A 17499-nucleotide genomic window follows, 5' to 3' on the forward strand; every position below is an offset into this window, starting at 1 on the left:
TCAAGCCCAATCGGTGGGTTTAGTTGTTATGTGGTTGTAGGGATTCGATAATGGGGCAATGGGTCTGATCCGGATTGGATGCGCATTGGCTCAGCAGGTGATGAAGAACAAGTTCCAGACTCTGCAGATCTGCAATCTTTGAGCGGACATTGGCAAGCTTGAGTGTGGCCACGTCCTGAACGCCCTGACATGGGGTATCATTGAGTGTGAGCAGATGATGGATTTCTTCCAGTGTGAACCCTAACTCCTGCGCCCGCTTGATAAATCGAAGCCGATTCAGGGTAGTGACAGGATACCGGCGAAACCCCTGTGTCGGTTTACCAGGCTGTTCAACAAGACCGCGGCGTTCGTAGTAGCGGATAGTTTCAACGTTAACGACAGCTGCATTAGCTAATTGGCCGATTGTATACAAAGTTACGTCCATTTACCGTACTTACATACGGTCTATTATAATCCAAAATTAGCCATCAATAACATTAGTATGAGATTTTGCTTCCTGAGGATTTCGATCAGCTATAACGCTGTTCATTGATAACCTCAATGCTGGTTGCTGGTCACGGCAACTCCAACATTTGTAAATTTATGCGACTGTCCACTGAGCATAATGAATGACAACTGTAGCCAGTTAATGTGAGCCGATAAGGATAAATTCAAGCTCGTTATTAATTCTGGATATCTCATTAGCAGTGATTGTGAGCCGAGCGTTCGGCTTTTTAACAGTTAATCTGAGTCCGAGAAGCCGGATGTAATCAAGCTCGCGGTATTATGTTTGCGAGCCACTACAGCTAGCAATAAGAACTGATGCACCTGTTTCGCATGCGTCAGTGATCGTTAGGCTGTTGAACTCTTTAGGGAGCAGGGAGCGAACTCTGTCAAGGAATGGCTGTTCATGTTCACCATAGAATGTCACGCCGTTTGCTCCTTCTACCTCTCCGCTATCTTCGTCCACGTCATTGTTCATTTGTCGCTGCATAGGCGCAGTCAAGTGGAATACCTGACCCTCAAGAATTTTCATGTCTAGACGTATGCCTGAGGGCACACTGTCGCATTTAAGGTCCATGTCCACTTCATTCACTTTCCATGCTAGTTCGCTCATTGTAACTAACTCAATCGTTTCGTCATGGACTGCGCACTCATCGATAGGGAGTTGGAAAGTTGTACCGCGGTTGTGAGAATTAAGCGAAACAGCCGAAACATAGCCATCGTCAGAGTAATAATTCGTTATGAGATACACCGAGCCGTTACGCTTTATTACTTTGCCTGTTTCCATCACTTGGGTTTTAATTGTGTTTTTCATTGAATTTCCTGCTCTTGGTTATAGTTACTTGGAATATTTGAGCATGAGCCTGAGTTCGCGCAATACAATGTATTTGAAGCAGGCAAAGTAGAGGAAGAATGACCTAGACAAAAAAGCTCTCGGGGATTTTGAACCACAGAGAGCTTCTTGATTAGATGCGGGATAATGAAAAAAATCCTGTCCTCAATGAGAATCCACAAACTCCTTTTCCTTTCTTACAAGAGCGTATTACTAGTCAACAACTGCAATTTCATCAAGTTCAAAACCAAGACGCATGTAATCATAGTCTGTACCGTGTGAGAGCCAAGTAGTACCTTCAGTATCTGTCATCGGCAATGGAAAGCGAACGAAAGCATAGTTTCCCTCAAATTTGTAAATCTCACCTTTGGTACCGGCAGGTGGGCAAGGGGTGCGGATAGCTTCAAAAGGTTTGACAACTACAACAGTGATAAGCCCTTGAGTGTCACGTCCATCAATGATTGTTTCTGTGTTAATTTTCATTATCAGTCTCTATTTTGCTGTACGCCTGTGCAGGCTGTTGAATTCAAATTTACACGAATTTTGGAACGCGCAATCCCCTATGGCTGTTTATTGCAAACATATTAAATTTTCAATTCTTAGTTTGGTTTCGTTTAAGTAATCGCCACCTCTCATTCCTCCGTACTTACAGCGCATTACATTTAAGCCATATGCCATCAATGACTTAGATGTTCATTGGTACGTGCTAGTCCGTGTGGCCAGAAATGGATTTGTTGTTGAACCCAGAGTTTAATGAGATCTGTCCCGCGCGGGACACTTTCGAGTCTTTAAGTTTGGGGAAATACCTCTTCGTTAGGGTCATGCGGGGAATATTGTGAAAATCCAGCTTGGCAGCTAGAATTAGCTGTATATAAATACAGGTGTTCATTCGTATGATTGTTTGTCCAATCTCATTGCAAGCAGGGATTACCGGGTTTGAAAGCCCTGCAGCAGACTATTTGCAGTTGCAGCTAATCATAGACGAATTACTGGTAAGGCATCCCAGTGCGACGTTCCTGGGGGCGGCAAGTGATAACTCCATGAATGGGGTGGGTATATTCGAAGGCGACATATTGATTTGTGATAGGTCTGTTGATGCACAGCAGGGGGATGTGATTATCTGCGACATAAACGGAGAGTCAGTTTGTAAAATTTTCGACAAAGAAAGGCGATTGCTTAAATCGGCAAATCCTGCATATCAACCAATAGTAATTAGTGATACTGAACATTTTTTAGTAGAGGCTAATGTTGTCTGCTCTCTCCGTCTTCATAGGCCTAATGCGCTGGCCGGGCTTCTTTGCTCCGCAATGGAATATCAACACCTGCAGAGTTCAATTCATGAGATTTTGATAAAGCACGCTAATGCAACATACTTTGGCGCGGCTTGTGGTCATTCAATGAATGACGTAGGTATATTCCATGGCGACGTTCTAATTTGTGACAGGGCCGTTGATGCTCAACAGGGAGATGTAATAGCCTGTAACCTAAACGGTGAATTCGTCTGCAAGATTTTCGACAAGAATGGGCGCAGGCTGCTATCTGCCAACTCTGTTTATAAACCAGTGGAAATTGATAATACCGATATCTTTACTGTTGAAGGAACAGTTATTTGTTCTATTCGGCTACACAGGTCTAAACAATTACTCAAACTCGAGGGTTGGTAGAATTGCTAGCCTTAGTAGACGTTAATAATTTTTATGCCTCGGCTGAAGCTGTATTTGATTTAAGTTTGAGGGGCAAAGCGATAGTGATTCTCAGTAACAATGACGGCTGTTGCATTGCGCTCAGCAGGCAAGCTAAAGAACTTGGCATTACTCGATTTTCCCCGTACTTCAAAATCAAAGACATTTGCGATAAGTACGGTGTGGTCGTGAAAAGTTCAAATTATGCTCTGTATGGCGACTTGAGCAATAAGTTAATGCAGGTAATAGGTGGTTTCGCACAGCGGCAGCATGTTTATTCTATTGATGAAGCCTACCTGGATATGTCTGACTGCATGAAACTTTACCCTAACCTATACGAGCATGGCCATCAGCTGCGTCGTACTGTTTGGAAGCAAACGCGATTACCTGTTTGTGTTGGTTATGCGCCAACACTCACTTTAAGCAAAGTTGCAAACCACGCGGCAAAGAAAGTGCAGGGATTTAATGGCGTTGCGGTGCTTCGAAACCCGGAAGAATGGGAACCGATACTAGCCAAAATGGAAACTTCGGATATTTGGGGGGTTGGTGCAAGACTCTCAAAACGACTTGCTGAAATGCAAATACATACAGCTTTGCAATTATCCAAGATGGATCCAAAGCTTGCCAAGCGCATGTTTAGCATCGAGCTTGAAAGAACGGTGCGAGAGCTTCGAGGTGAGCCAGTTAAAATGTGGGATTCAGTTAGGGCAGATAAACAGCAGATTTTCAGCACTAGAAGTAACGGTGAGCGAATCACAGATCCAGACTCTTTGCATCAGGCCTTAGCAATGCACGCTTCGACGGTTGCATCTAAAGCGCGTAAACAGGACTCTTTAGCGTGCCACTTGATTGCCTTCGCCGCATCATCTCCATTCGATGAAAACCCAGTTTGCTTTCGTTATAGTCATCAACTGATTGTGCCAACTAACGACACTAGATTAATTGTTGCAGCCGTGACGCAGGGGTTACCCCAGCTATTCCACCCCGGCGTCCGGTATCATCGTTCAGGGGTTGGGTTGGTAGAGCTAACACCAGCAAAACACGCACAATACTCACTGTTTGACACCGACAAGAGTAACCCTGACTTAATGAAGTGCATGGATATGATTAATGCTCGGTATGGAACCGGTACATTGAGCATTGCTGCCCAAGGACGCGATCAGAAATGGGCCATGAGGAGAGACTTTTTATCAAAGCAGTTTACTACCAAGTGGTCTGACATTCCCCAAATTCACTGTAAATAGCAGATTTATTTAAGAGAGATAATTCGGGAAAACAATCAAGATTTATCTGGACAGCTTTGGTACAAAGCGTGACAAAATAGAGTTTATAAAATTTATGCTGAGGTATTCCTATGTCTGTAAATAAAGATTGTTCTAAAAGTGGCGCCGCAATGGAGTTATTAACCAAAGCAGACTACGCGTTCAGCACTCATTGTATGAGTTGTGATAACGGCAAAAATTATAAAATTGATGATGACATACCGGAATCGTGCCCTGTATGTGGCGAGCATAAAGAATACACAATTCTAAATGTGAACAGCCATACCGGCATTACGGAGCAGGGTTAGGTTTAGGGATTGCGTTTCATTTTTCTCAAAAATGGCGGCCCATGGTCGCCTATGTCGTTACGAGAGCTCAGTTGGAGGGGCTACTGGCTGGTGGAATGCCCTAAAGAGCAGCTAGAGGGTTTCGGTAAATCCTTGTTCTGATTTCCAAGTTCAAACCTATAGGACATAAGTAGGTGAGTTAGATCGCTACAAGAAACCATACATTCGCCTTGTTTCATGCCCTCTTGTTGTTTGAGCGCAGCTTCGCTTAAGCGTGCGAATATATCGGCAGTGTTCTGATTGTTTGTCATTACCATATTGATAGTCTCTTAGTAGATGGCTTAAGTTATTTGCCAGCATGATTAAATAGTCAAACCGATAGGCTCATATATTAAGTTGCTCGCTACTGGTCATGGATTTCAAGCCATCAGTTTCATTGGAGGAAGAGAATCGAGCAGCTGGGCGCCGTACTTTTTGCTGCTTAATCGGCGGTCGAAGATAAGCACTTCTCCGAAGCAACTGGTGGAGCGGATAAGTCGACCAACTTGCTGGATTAGTCTCGCGCTTGCCTCTGGCAACGATTGTTCAAAGAATGGGTTGCCACCCCGCCTTTTGATCCATTCTCCTTCCGCTTCGTCAACGGGAGCCGTGAAGTTAGCGAAGGGGATTTTAGCGATACCGACGCAAGTCAAGTATTGGGCTGGCAAATCTAAACCTTCACCAAGACTTGCCACCCCTACCAATACGCTGCGCTTACCAGCATCTACTCTTTCTTTGTGACGGCGGATAAGGTTTGGGCGCGTGTCTTCGTTTTGAATCAGCATGTCAGCTTTTAGCTCGTCACTGGCAAGCTCTTTAAAGCGGTTCAACTGACGGTATGAGGTAAACAAAAGCAATATAGCCTTGTGCTTCTTACCCATTTGCTCGGCGTAGTAGGCGATCTCCTGAGTGTGAGACTCTTCGTTAGCCTGTGTTGGGTCTATCTGCATTTTAGGTACGATCAGAGTAGATTGGTTCTGGTAGTCAAAAGGGCTGTTTACGCGGCGGTATTGTGTTCCGTCATCACTCTTCAGGCCTGACTCAAGCATAAAGCGGTCAAAGTTTCCTAGACTGGTTACGGTTGCACTTGTTACAACGGCCCCAGCAGCTTTATCCCATAATGCCTCTTTAAGCTCCTCTGCAACCGTGATTGGTACTGCATTGAAAGCAAGATCAGGTTTACTATTGCCACCGCATGTTACCCATTTAGCAATTGCTGAGCCTTTCTTCTCATTCAACATGAATAATTGCCACATGCTAAAGAATGACTCAGCTTGTAGTTGCATTCGATTGATGTCAGCCAAAGTCTTTTCTATGGCTGGGCTTGAAGGGATTTGCTTTTTTTCAATGCACTCTTGCAGCTTGCTTGCATGAGCACCTACGCAGCGGTTCACTTTACCAGACAGTAGGGATAAGTTCTTTAGAGACGTTCCCAATACTGATGGTAGCAGACCATTTTTGAATCGGTAATTCTGTTCTTCGGAGTAATCGTTGGTGAACTTACAGTTTGCAAGGAGCATATCAGTGATACTTTGCAGCTCTGTAACGAGGTCGCGAATGATGCAATCAAGCTCTTTACCGTCTGGGGCAATAGATGTGCTTACGTCCTGACCGTGAGTTAGTGATGCCTTGCCGACTGTTGCAGGGACTTTCTTAAGCCATTTCAAGCTACCCTCGATTGATACACGTTGCTCAAATGAATCCCGGTATTGCTTAGGGATATGGTGAGCTTCATCCATAACCCAAATAGCTTCTTCTGGCGCAGGTAGTACGTTCGCGCCAGATGCAACGCTCGCCATTGTGAGTGCGTGGTTTGATACAATAACGTCAACGTCTTCAAGCTCTTTTCGTGCTTTCATAAACGCACACACTTCAAAGTATGGACATACACGCTTAGTGCATGTGCCAGACTTGCAGTTTACGCGGTTCCATAGAGGTTGGTTAATAACCTCTGCCTTAGTTGTCCAGTTGTCGTGTACTCCATCCCAAGCGCCTGAATCGAACTGTTGTACCATTCGCTCAAGCAAGTCGGAATCTTGTGTTGATAAGGGGTCTTGTGGCTCTGGCTGACCAAACATTGCTAGTTCTTGAGGGGTAACATCAGATACGCCACCAGCTACGTTCTCAACGTCACGGCGGCATAAATATCGGTTACGTCCTAATGCTACTTTGAATGAAAGTTCAGGCATAACTCGTTGCAATAGAGGAAGGTCTTTAAGTTCAAGTTGTGACTGTAGGCTTACGTTTGCAGTGCTTACGATTAGTTTTTTATTTAGCTTCTTAGCCATGACTATACCCGGGATCAGGTATGCGAAGGTTTTCCCTGTACCTGTCCCTGCTTCACACGCAATGATACGTTTACCTTTCTCTGACTGTACGAAGCAGCCACCCAATGTTTTTGCAATCTCGGCAATCAGGTACGTTTGCTCTTTGCGTGGCTTAAATCCGGGCAAGGATGCTTGTACTGCTTTGTAAAGCTTACGAATCTCTGCTTTGGTCGCATCATCAAGGTCTAGCTGGCTCATCTCAGTATTGCTCCATCGAACTAATATTTAGATGCTAACCCCATGTTAAGATTGCGCAATAGCATAAATGTGGCTTAATTCTCAATACCTTAGATGTGCAGAGCAGTGAAACAATGATGCAATTTCAGAGTTAAAATTCATCGCGGCTTGAGTCAAATAGGTTATCTTTCACCTGAATTCGTGACAGTTTGAAGGGTTGGAGTTGGTTTGTGGACAAATTGAGGGGTCAAGCCCCTCAACTAGATTTTGATAAATAGTTCTAATTAATGTTGTTTTAAAACAATGCTTTATATTATCAAAGGTGAAGATTCTGTAAGTATTTAAACGATCTTCTGATCTGGAAGTCAGTAAAATGCCCTTCACAAGTTGTTATCTCGTTTCCATGTGGATCTCGTACTGACACTTCATCTGGGGCCTTAGGGTTGGCGCCACGTATGATTTGAAGTTCTTCTGGGTGAAAGTTAATCGTCCCGGAGCGTCCCTCTACGACATCGTCATGGTTGGTATCACCACCCAAGTCAAACTCCACTTCAATCCATGAATCCAATGAGATTGCATCATCAATAGCAGACTTTATACACGATTCCAGTGCATCGATATTTCGCGGAAATTCAAAGAGAAGTGCTGCAGGTAAAGTGTTTCCATAGAACTCGTAAAGCTTAGTTATGCCATCCATTTCTGTTGCGTTGACAAGCTTCTCTGCTACTGGCACTACTTCGTTCATGATGTATGTGGTGACTTCGTAATCTCCACCTAAATCCCATCGCTCACCAAGCGAAGAATCCCCGTGGATATTTTTAGCTAGGCCAGCCTTAAGGTATGCCAAGGCCATGGCATGGGTTGTTGGAATTAAGGTTAAATCGGTCATTTGGGGGCTCCGTTGTAAGTGTTTCGATTTACTGAGCCCAAATCTAGGCGCTATTAACTATCCCGCAAGTGAGCAAAGTACCTGCATCACTAAATTGGTAGTGTTGTTTGTACTGCCTTGCGCACACCGTTGGTGAACAACCGAGTAAACGTTTCCGCACGTTTATCAAGACTGGTGGGTTTGAGCTCTTCACTATAAAACAACTCCCAGTAGTGGTTCTTCAACTTGTCGAGCAATTGGTTTTCTATTTCTCTAGGGAAGCTGCAAATAAGTTCTCTGCAATAGTCCTTGGCTGCATCTTCTTCCATGTCTTCTATGTCTAACTTCCAGACCGGATCCATGAACGAATTCCACTGAGTGACAAATTCAACTACATCATCATCTATAGCATTCATAGCAGACTGGAAAATAAATGGTTCATCATACTCCTCGGCTAGGCCGTGCATTTGGAAATCCCGAGAGCTAATGGTGTTTGATATTGACATCTCTTTATGTACTTGGCGCAATGTGACAGAGCCGATTCGATTAGATGATTGCTCATTCCCCATCACGGCTGCGGTACGACAGGCATCACAGCTCATGTCGAAACCATGTATTTGAGCAAGTAGCTCCCGTTCCTTAAAAAGCTTTCCTCTTGAAACCTCGGAGAGGGCCAGATAGTGAACCCCGGCAAACAAGCTAACGCCTTTCGGATTTTTAAGTTCAAACAACGCTTCGATGTCTGTTAATTCTAACTGCACAGGAATAGGGTGTTTTTTTGTCTTGATTGATTCTTTGCATGGTACGCCAACCCGAATACCCCTAACAAAGTCTAACTGTTTCATCATCGCGTAGGCATGTTTTGAAATATCCGGAGCTCGATGAACTGGGAGAATTACATCAGCTCGAGAGGCAAGCCACTTGATATCGGCTTTATGTCTGCGCACGATTTCGATGCTTTCTGCAGGGTCGAATGGATTGTCGGGAATGACTATAGCCAGCTTCTTAGACTCGCTTCGAGGCATATTGCTAACGATCATCTTGTAGCGAGTGAATACTTCATCGGTGCTTACAAATTTTCCACGACCAATCTCAGTAATGATGCCATTGTCCAGAAATGCTCTATTTCCCTCTGCAAGGGCCTGTTTTATGTAATCGAAAAGATGAGGATTTTTTATGTCACTTACATAAGCTAGCGAAGCACCAAGCGATGCATTAGCTTGGCTGTAACCTATAAACTCATCCAAATTAGCCAAGCCTGAGCGATATAGTGTTGGTTTTGACCGTCCACCAGCTACTGTCATTAAGATCTTCTTAAGCCTACCTCGAAGAACTCCAATGCCGGAATGCTTACGAGATGTATAAGTCGCATTAAACGAGCGAAGTAATTTTTGGAATCGGTGAGTATCACAAAGGCGGTCAAAAGCGGTTAAATAGTCATTACTTAAGACGATATAAAGGTTTAGCCCCTTGTATGCATGTTGTTGAAGAAGATTGTATGCCGCTTGCTGGTGGTCAGTCACAAATTGAGATACTCCCAAGTCGTCGGAACGCTTTGGCATGCGTTGATCGTATGCCTCTATGACTTGATGTGAAGAGATAAGCCCATGCTTGGCGCTAAGAACAAGCACTTCAAAGTGATCATGGATTTTAGGCAGATTGGATCTAATCAATTGGAACATAGCGCCTTGATATAGATCGAATGCTGGTAGTGAGGCTTCAGTTTTTGCATCGCTGCAGCCGATAATGAGTACTGGCTTTGTCATAGGGGCAATGAAGTAGTTAATACATGTAGAAAACAGTAGACACCAGTTGTTGCATTGCACAACCCAAGAGTTAAGTCAGCTTGATTTACTCATAACTTCAAGAATGGGATCTCTCTCAATGTTGTTCCATAACAAGCAAAGCATTTAACTGCGCTTAGCCCATTCACGGTTGCATTCTCGTTCCTGTATCAACGTCATGAGCATGGCCAATATCCAGAGTTACCGTTCTCCGAGGAGCAAGTAGGCTGTCTAGAGATCACAGAACCGATGTACTTAGGGTATAGTTTTTATTGGTTGCTAATCTATAAACAGCGAGGTATATCTCATATGGGCGGACCCACTGGGACCCATCACTGAATGGTTTGCCCCTTAGGTACAACCAAGCGCAAATTTATGCCGTCGCAGCGGTTTGGCCAATGGTCGAGCAAAATCTTTAAATCTCATTAACTATAAAACGCCCTGCGGTGTTTTTATTCAATTAACTTGATGGCGGAGTTACACTATGATTAACAACATATTAGTTCCAGATTGCAGCTTGCAGCAGCCTAGTTATGTGCCTTTATATTTGCGTAATGATTTTGATTTATATAACTACCTTGTTGCCATAGGAATCAATCCAATGCTATATCGGGAGGCTGTTATTGAACTGATAAAATCAGGAGGTATTTTGACTCTCAATATTATTAATTATCTACGATACCGTACAAGCCTGATGTTTTATCCATCGGCACCTCTCGGCGAATTCGATGACCAGCGTAATTTTAATTCATTTGAGTGCCCTTTTTTTGTGGGTACACTCCAAACAAAGTAATGACCTTGGTATCGGCAAATCCATATGCTTGAAATTGATTCTGAACGATATATGTCATGTAACAACTCGACAATAATGGTTCGGGTGCCAGGCTGTGAACAGCGAAACTTTCACAAGTCCAAAGTTCAAGAGGCCATAGCTCTTAGAAATGAAAATTGCATTTTGGTAGGGCTAGATCCCTATTCGAAAAAGCATTCCCAAATGGGGCGGAAACATACAAAATCACATGCAGATAAAAACAGTGACCTACCTGTTGGTATCTGCATGTCATCCTACAAAGTTAAGCTTGCTGATGGTTCTGAGCAATATTATCAAAGAGTTATTGCTAATGTACTTCGAGGGGGAGGGGCAAAGAAAAAAAGCTTCAGCGTAATGAAATATGGCATGGAGCGAGCTGTAGCTTTGGCTATTGCTTGGCGTGACCAGTGAGTTAACGGAATATTGGATGTGCAGCAAATTTTTGCAGTTGGGTATATCGCGATGGTTGAATTAGCGTTGTACTGAACTGCCGGGCATTAAGAAGCATTGAATGCTGCACTATCTTGGTAACAGTAGAAATGATGTCACAACCTATAAAAACTAATCTGCAAGAGTTGGAAAAAGCCAATCCTGCTCCATTCAGTAATCAAGCCGTAGAGAATTTCTTCGAAAAATTCACTAAGAATGGTATTTACTTCCGTGAAGCTGCGGCATCGGATGCAACGATCACTGATGTGCCGGTGGCTAACATTATAGGAATTGATCAACTCAGTTGTTTAGGTACTTGGCGCAGCGCCTTGTTCGGTGCAGGAACTGAGCGGATGTCGAGGCGTTTAGATGACCTGCAAATCAACCCTGATTACTACTTAGGCTGCACTCCCAAACAAGGAATCAAACTGCTTAAAGTCAATAATGATTATTACATTAAAGCAGGCAAACACCGCTGCATCATTGCGAAGTACCTTGCACATTTCAACCCGGAATGTGATGAGCTGAAGTTTCTTCGTGGTGTTGAAGTCGTTACGCAGCATATTGATTACTTACTCATTGATTATCTGGCTTTAGAGCCGCTTATCAATGAAATTAGAATGCAATATGAAAACCTAATCATCATTTCATCGTATTCAAAAGATCATGCCGTTCCTTGGGTCACAATTGAACATAAATACAGCCAAAATTTTAAACCTATTGAACTTACGCGCGAAAACGCAAAGCCGTATTTAGAACAGTTGAAATCTGGGCGTAATGCGCCACTAGAACCTAAATCGGATGATTCTATGTTGAAACTGATTAATGTTTTGTGGCAAGGAATGTGGGCCGCATTAAGACCTAGAAGCTAAAGGAATACTCTATGGGTTATATCAAGAAATGTAGTGCTATCAGTGTTCAGCTATTTCCGATGCGCGAGCCGTGAGAAAACAATCTAATTAGGAGTGCAATTCGATGCAATTAGCGCCGCGAGTTCATCACCTCTACGTAACTATCGCAAAATATCTCTTTGTTCATCCAAAACACGGTATTGTGAAAATTCTTGACCCAATTACCCGTCTATGACGCACAGCGCTACAACCTCAGGCCCATTCTGCTCTATGGTCTCACGGTTGCAAGTCTACCCGTGCGGTGGATGAGGTTCTCGCCGATGGATGCGCCAATTTCGATAAAAGGATTTTTGGCTGACGCTTGGATGCATGCCAAAGGGCTCAGAGGCGTGCCCGATATTCTGCTGGTATAAAAAAAACGGCCAATGGCCGTTTTAATTTCTTGAGTCTAGGCATTTTTGCTGGCTTCTCGCCATTGCTCTATGCGTGTATGAATAGCAACTAAGATGATCTCCTTGTCACTAGCATACTGAGTTGTCATGTATTCTGCATTACGCCTTCTTCGTATGTTGTGGTATGACTCACTCAGTGGGTGAGTAAAGCTATTGCAGTCTTTAAGAAAGCGTAATTTTCGCAGGTGCATAACACCTTCTATTCCGGCAGGAGGGGCCTTGGCCAACTCACCGATACGAATGATTAACTCCTCATCTGTAGCGTTAGGGACATCAAGGTGACGTTTCATCTCAACCAAAGCTGACCGTGCTTTATTCTCGCTAGCAGAATCCAGTTGCATACTCATGCACTCTTGAATAAATGGCCCTAAGAGCTTCAAAAACTCAACTTCTACGTCAAGTTCGTAACCGTGCTCGATCGAGTAGTTGACGCCTTGTTCCATTCCATGAAGATGTAAGAATGTTGCTGGATTACCAGGCCAAAGATCACGGATTTGGTGCGGATTTTTGCTTATTTTGCGGTATATGGCGTTATATTCCTCAGTGTCCATTTCTGTTAGACGGAATTCTAGTAGGCAGTTTTCAGCGAACTGCTTTAGACAAAATGTAACGTTAGGATAAGCATAAGAAAGCTTCGAAGCTGCGAACTCTTCTTTAGTTGCCATACGAGTTATGTGGTAAGTGCAAAGGCAGGCGCCTTCATGTATCCATGGCGTATTGCCATATATCACGATCATATTATCGTTGTCGGTAGGCAAATTTGCGCCGTGTACGCCCATTAGTCGCCCTGCGAAGTGAATGTTGTGTTTCATTACGTATCCCAAGTTTGTTGGCTTAACTAGAGACAGACTAATCGAGGTAGGTAATCGCACAATAGGGCGCTAGCAGGAATCAACCGGGGTCTTCGGGGCCTGAAATGCTGTCACTATGCCGCAGATAGTTTAGTCCACCCGACTGGATACCCCATAAATACCTCTGCAAACTCGGGGTTTAACCCCCCTTTATCGGCTCCTATTCGCATAATATCCCCGACTAAGCCGCCTAGTTTTCCGGGGCGATTCAAACGAGACTTGGTAGTGAAGTTATTATTCCCATCACGACTTATGATCGTACTGAAAAGCCCGGGATAGGTCGTCTTAGTCGGATTTAGTTTACGGTCAACTGACCCTGAGTAAATTTCTCCGTTTATCATTAACCCACGAGCGGGCATCTCGGTTACAAACTCAATGTCATTGCTGAACAGGTCTAATTGTGCTTTACCCCAGCCATCGGTGAGGCTGGTGGCCATGTACTTCTCATCTTTGCGAGGGTTAACCTGCTTGGTTGCTTGTGCTGACTTCTCAGCGTTCGTGATGGCATCGAAGATAGCCAGTGCAATCTGAGGCACGATGGAATTGCCAATAGAGTTAAGGCGTTTGGTTCTTAGCTTGATTGAGCGTGTGTCTTCCACAACAGCCCACTCTTTGATTAGCTCGGGGTTTTCCTCTGCTAATGGAATTGTCGCGTTAGGAAGCTTGTTGGCGCGCTTTTTCGCTAAGTCGAATACTCGGCGGTTTCCCTTTGCTACCGCAGTTGTTGGCAAGTAAGCAACTAAGTATGTGCGATGGCGGTAGTGGGGAAGGCCAAAATGACACGCTGCGATAGTTTCCCATTCGCAGATATAACCCATTCGATTGAATTCAGACAGGATATAGTCAAGTCCACGCTTTGGTAGGTTACTAGAGTTTTCAAATACGCAGTAGCTTGGTTCAAGGTTCTCTATGATGCGCAAGATCTCGTGCACTAACCCTGACTTTTCCCCGTCAATACCTTTTGCGTTACCTTGCAGGTTGGCCGGGCTCACGTCTTGGCATGGAAAGCCTGCGGTCAGCAAGTCTGGCCAATCCAGTACACCTTCTAGGAAGTCTTCCATGCAAAGAGACGTGAAGCCAGTCTCCTCGACTGGAACAAGATCTTGCTCCACGAGTTTCTTATACGGGTGCACGGATTCTGGTATAGCGATCAGCGTGGCATCACCTGCGTTATCAAGCTTGAGATTGCGCTCAATGAACTGAATGTTGTAACTGTCGATTTCAGATGTACAAATAGTCTCGATGTAGCCATTCATTAGAGCCGCGAGGTGAAAGCCTCCGATTCCGGTACATAACTCTATCAATTTCAAGGGGCGCATTGCAGTTCACTCTTGCATTCATGATTAATAGAGGCAGTAAAAGCGAACCGACAAATCGCGCAACAGTAAGTGATGATTAAAGAGGACGCACCCAGGTTAAGTTGCTGCTGGTGGCAAGCCAATTTTCTCAGCATATCTATTAGAAATAGAGGAGGTTAGTTCTGGAGTTTCACATTGGGAATACAGGGCTTTGGCAAACAACACAGAATGCTGGTGATTGCACTCACTAATGAATTTGCTTGCATTTGACTTAGTAGGCTCACCCTCCCGCGGTGTAGCGTGGAAAATTTTAAGGTGTTTTCTGGCCCGGGTCATGCCAACATATGCTAGGCGACGTTCTTCTTCTTCGTCGGTACCCATTCCCGCTTCATTTTTGTTCTTCATCGGCATAACGTCAGCGTCCCAGTAAGGCAGCAGCACTGTGTCGTATTCACATCCCTTTGCGCGGAACATTGTAGTTAATATTACGCCACGCTTTTGTTTAGTCGTCTCTTTAGATAACAAAACTAATCGACTGAAGTAATCAAGTGCGTTAATACAGCTTAGCCCCATACTCTTCAACACGGTTGTGATGCTTGAAATCCTTTCAATTGCTTCTTCGAAATCGCTAGTGCTCGAAGATGAGCTTTGAAGCCAGTCTTGCATGTCAGTGCTTTCGAGGTAACGGTTGAAAACCTCATAAGCTGGCTTATCTTTCATTAGACAAAGATCGGCAATGATCTCCAATCTATCTCGAGCATTATCTAGCTTATGCTTACTGTTTAAGTTTGCCATCATTATCGAATTGATAGCAGGTACCCATTGTTCTGGTTCAACTAAACTAAGTTGGCGGGAGATTTTCATTAGTATTGTGTTTGGAATATAAGTGTGCGGGTAGCGAAGCACCTCATAAATCATGTTGGATCGTTCGTCCGCAAGCAACACTTGGTCCATACGAGTAACGAGTGTAAGCAATACAGTAAGTAGTTTAATTTCCCGAGAGTTTGGCAAGGCGTACTGAGGAGGCATTGAGTAGGGAATACGCTTAAGTAAAAAAGATAGTTCAAATAGCATTGTCTGAGACCATCTGCGAATCAGGACTGCGCAACTAGCATGCTGGCCACCAGCAGCAACAAAAGACTGAATTGAGGCAACAATATCCGCAGCTGGTGTTGCTGTCGGGATAATGTCCACAAGGGTTTGTGGAGTTCCCACTGCCGGAATTGTCAAGCTATCAAAGCGTTGAGTGTTATTGCTGATCAAGTGGTTTGAAACGAGAGAAAGAAGGTGCCCATAACGGAATGTATTACTCAGCGTAAGTCGAACGCAGGGAGCAAATTCCCGGTCAAAGGTCAACATGAAACCTGGATTAGACCCACGCCAAGAGTAGATGGATTGGTCCACATCGCCAACAACCATGATGTCGGCTGTTACAGATTTCAAAAGTCGCACCATCTCGTATTGGCTAGCATTGATATCTTGGAACTCGTCAATCAAAATCAGAGAGTATTTTTGCTGGAACTGCTGACGCACGATGGAACAATTCTTGAGGAGTTTTACAACCTCTGGAACCCAGTCATCAAAGAAAAGAGTACGACATGCTTCCCTCGCTTTCTCGAACTCATAAAATGCCGGTATTAAGAAACTGTAGTTAGTAGAGATGGCAGCATTAGAGAAAACTTCTTTAACTGGCAACATCTGCGCCTTAACTAAGCCAATGAATGATAGTAGAATTTCACAGCTTTTACTTTCTCTGATTAAAGCGGCGATCTTGCGATTTCGTGTATTGTCAGAGATTACCTTAAGGCAACTACGAGCAAGCTGCATTTGCTGGTCGCCGTTATCCATGTTCAAATCGAAGCCAATGTTGGTTAGGTGCCCAGATTGCTTCAGGATGTTCATAGCCATACCGTGAAACGTTCTGATTGTTGGCAAATCCCTTACGCCTCTAGTTTTCATCCGCTTTTGAAAATCTTTCTGAATGTCAGAATTGAACATCAAAACGGCAATCTCAGAAGCTGGGGTGTATTGCATCCGCCTTAGAATGAATTCAATTAGTGTTGTTGTTTTCCCGGTGCCTGGGCCTGCATCTACAAGCGCATTTCCGCCAGTAAAGTTAATTATGGCAAGCTGCTCATTTGTCGGATTCATGCTATGCCTTACATATTATTTGGTTTCAAGATATACCGTATTTCGGTCTACGGTCGTGACTGTTTATGATTTTCGCCTGAGGCTCTTAATCCACAATACAGTGATGACAGATTTTACCTTATTAACGCGAAATTTTGAAACCGTGGTAACTTGAGTGCGTGTTTAGGGTTGGACAAATCTGGATGGGATTTGCTTGATGTATTGGAAAGCAGATATCGACGGGCGAATTAATCTACCACTGTTTCTATTTAACTAAAAATGCGACCCAAACGATCGCATTTTAAATTAAAATTTTTACTTGTTGATGCTGAACTGTCGCGACCTGATGAGGCATTCAGCCATCATGGCAATATTTGCAATGTCATAATATGTAATAACTCCCTTTCGGTACTCAAGAATGTGCGAAATTTTCTCTTCGATAAAATCACTCTGAACCACTCCTTTCAGATCAGCCAGTTCTTCATAAAGTTCCGGCGATATTTCCATTCTGTCTAGTGGCACTAGCCAACGGTTCAACGGAGGAAACACGTCTAAACAGGGGTGTATTTTTAGAGTCACATTCGTCCAAGTGATATTGAAATGATTGTTTATATCTCGTATTGAGAATATAAAACATAGCATCATCACTCCAACTATAAGCTCATAAAACCCAGCATCTGTAAAAAGTGGGCTAACGATAAGTCCGGACGCAAAGGCGCCAACAAAATGAACTGAACGGCGAAGGATTTTGGCACGTCTAATAATGGATGTCGTTAGCTTCTGAATCTGCGGAAATGGTTTCAATTGTAAAATCCTGTTTGTCATTATTTAAGGCAGTTGTCTGCCAATTTCTCCAGCCTTTAATCAATACATTTGCTTACTGAGAATGGAATAAAATCAATTATATAACTCCATATGGAATCAAGCATTTCTGCG

The 17499-nt window shown here is 43.8% G+C and carries 16 protein-coding genes; 6 read left to right on the forward strand and 10 right to left on the reverse strand.

All coding sequences use genetic code 11. The features are described 5' to 3' along the window. Nucleotides 1–19: 19 nt before the first annotated feature. From merR to N5E87_RS21645, 3 genes are all read right to left on the reverse strand, one after another. Nucleotides 20–424: an Hg(II)-responsive transcriptional regulator gene (gene merR / locus N5E87_RS21635; RefSeq protein WP_011790469.1), complete on the reverse strand. Its 405-nt coding sequence runs from the start codon at nucleotides 422–424 to the stop codon at nucleotides 20–22. A 339-nt stretch (nucleotides 425–763) separates the two neighbouring features. Then, nucleotides 764–1297: a hypothetical protein gene (locus tag N5E87_RS21640; protein WP_279775898.1), complete on the reverse strand. Its 534-nt coding sequence runs from the start codon at nucleotides 1295–1297 to the stop codon at nucleotides 764–766. Between the two features lie 231 nt (nucleotides 1298–1528). Continuing rightward, nucleotides 1529–1798: a hypothetical protein gene (locus N5E87_RS21645; RefSeq protein WP_279775899.1), complete on the reverse strand. Its 270-nt coding sequence runs from the start codon at nucleotides 1796–1798 to the stop codon at nucleotides 1529–1531. Nucleotides 1799–2208: 410 nt separating this feature from the next. On the opposite strand from N5E87_RS21645, the gene N5E87_RS21650 reads away from it, so the two are divergent. The 3 genes from N5E87_RS21650 (at nucleotide 2209) to N5E87_RS21660 (ending at nucleotide 4567) form a co-directional block, all read left to right on the forward strand. Further along, nucleotides 2209–2979: a S24 family peptidase gene (locus tag N5E87_RS21650; RefSeq protein ID WP_279775900.1), complete on the forward strand. Its 771-nt coding sequence runs from the start codon at nucleotides 2209–2211 to the stop codon at nucleotides 2977–2979. Nucleotides 2980–2981: 2 nt separating this feature from the next. Beyond that, a complete protein-coding gene (locus N5E87_RS21655; protein WP_279775901.1) occupies nucleotides 2982–4241 on the forward strand; it encodes a Y-family DNA polymerase in 1260 nt (419 codons plus the stop codon). Nucleotides 4242–4351: 110 nt separating this feature from the next. Beyond that, nucleotides 4352–4567, forward strand: coding sequence for a hypothetical protein (locus tag N5E87_RS21660; protein ID WP_279775902.1), 216 nt, complete (start codon nucleotides 4352–4354; stop codon nucleotides 4565–4567). A gap of 398 nt (nucleotides 4568–4965) precedes the next feature. On the opposite strand, the gene dinG is transcribed toward N5E87_RS21660, so the two are convergent. From dinG to N5E87_RS21675, 3 genes are all read right to left on the reverse strand, one after another. After that, on the reverse strand, nucleotides 4966–7110 hold the full coding sequence (gene dinG, locus N5E87_RS21665) for an ATP-dependent DNA helicase DinG (protein WP_279775903.1): 2145 nt from the start codon (nucleotides 7108–7110) through the stop codon (nucleotides 4966–4968). A gap of 295 nt (nucleotides 7111–7405) precedes the next feature. Further along, nucleotides 7406–7978 (reverse strand): hypothetical protein, encoded by a 573-nt coding sequence (locus tag N5E87_RS21670; protein WP_279775904.1) that lies wholly within the window; start codon nucleotides 7976–7978, stop codon nucleotides 7406–7408. Nucleotides 7979–8067: 89 nt separating this feature from the next. Beyond that, nucleotides 8068–9723: a DUF6884 domain-containing protein gene (locus tag N5E87_RS21675; RefSeq protein WP_279775905.1), complete on the reverse strand. Its 1656-nt coding sequence runs from the start codon at nucleotides 9721–9723 to the stop codon at nucleotides 8068–8070. A 502-nt stretch (nucleotides 9724–10225) separates the two neighbouring features. On the opposite strand from N5E87_RS21675, the gene N5E87_RS21680 reads away from it, so the two are divergent. From N5E87_RS21680 to N5E87_RS21690, 3 genes are all read left to right on the forward strand, one after another. Then, nucleotides 10226–10534: a hypothetical protein gene (locus N5E87_RS21680; protein WP_279775906.1), complete on the forward strand. Its 309-nt coding sequence runs from the start codon at nucleotides 10226–10228 to the stop codon at nucleotides 10532–10534. 24 nt (nucleotides 10535–10558) lie between these two features. Next, nucleotides 10559–10963, forward strand: a complete 405-nt coding sequence (locus N5E87_RS21685) for a hypothetical protein (RefSeq protein WP_279775907.1) — start codon at nucleotides 10559–10561, stop codon at nucleotides 10961–10963. A gap of 128 nt (nucleotides 10964–11091) precedes the next feature. Further along, nucleotides 11092–11853, forward strand: a complete 762-nt coding sequence (locus tag N5E87_RS21690) for a hypothetical protein (protein ID WP_279775908.1) — start codon at nucleotides 11092–11094, stop codon at nucleotides 11851–11853. A 427-nt stretch (nucleotides 11854–12280) separates the two neighbouring features. Here the strand turns inward: N5E87_RS21690 and N5E87_RS21695 are convergent, their stop codons facing one another. From N5E87_RS21695 to N5E87_RS21710, 4 genes are all read right to left on the reverse strand, one after another. Beyond that, the gene (locus N5E87_RS21695; RefSeq protein ID WP_279775909.1) at nucleotides 12281–13096 is read right to left on the reverse strand and encodes a hypothetical protein; all 816 of its coding nucleotides are present in this window, start codon (nucleotides 13094–13096) and stop codon (nucleotides 12281–12283) included. 113 nt (nucleotides 13097–13209) lie between these two features. Continuing rightward, a complete protein-coding gene (locus N5E87_RS21700) occupies nucleotides 13210–14454 on the reverse strand; it encodes a DNA cytosine methyltransferase (RefSeq protein WP_279775910.1) in 1245 nt (414 codons plus the stop codon). Nucleotides 14455–14550: 96 nt separating this feature from the next. Next, nucleotides 14551–16584 carry an ATP-dependent helicase gene (locus N5E87_RS21705; protein ID WP_279775912.1) on the reverse strand — a complete coding sequence of 678 codons (2034 nt, stop codon included), beginning with the start codon at nucleotides 16582–16584 and terminating at the stop codon, nucleotides 14551–14553. A gap of 294 nt (nucleotides 16585–16878) precedes the next feature. Next, the gene (locus tag N5E87_RS21710) at nucleotides 16879–17367 is read right to left on the reverse strand and encodes a hypothetical protein (protein ID WP_279775913.1); all 489 of its coding nucleotides are present in this window, start codon (nucleotides 17365–17367) and stop codon (nucleotides 16879–16881) included. Nucleotides 17368–17499 lie beyond the last annotated feature (132 nt).

Source organism: Shewanella sp. GD03713, from assembly GCF_029843705.1.
In the GTDB taxonomy this organism is placed as follows: domain Bacteria; phylum Pseudomonadota; class Gammaproteobacteria; order Enterobacterales; family Shewanellaceae; genus Shewanella.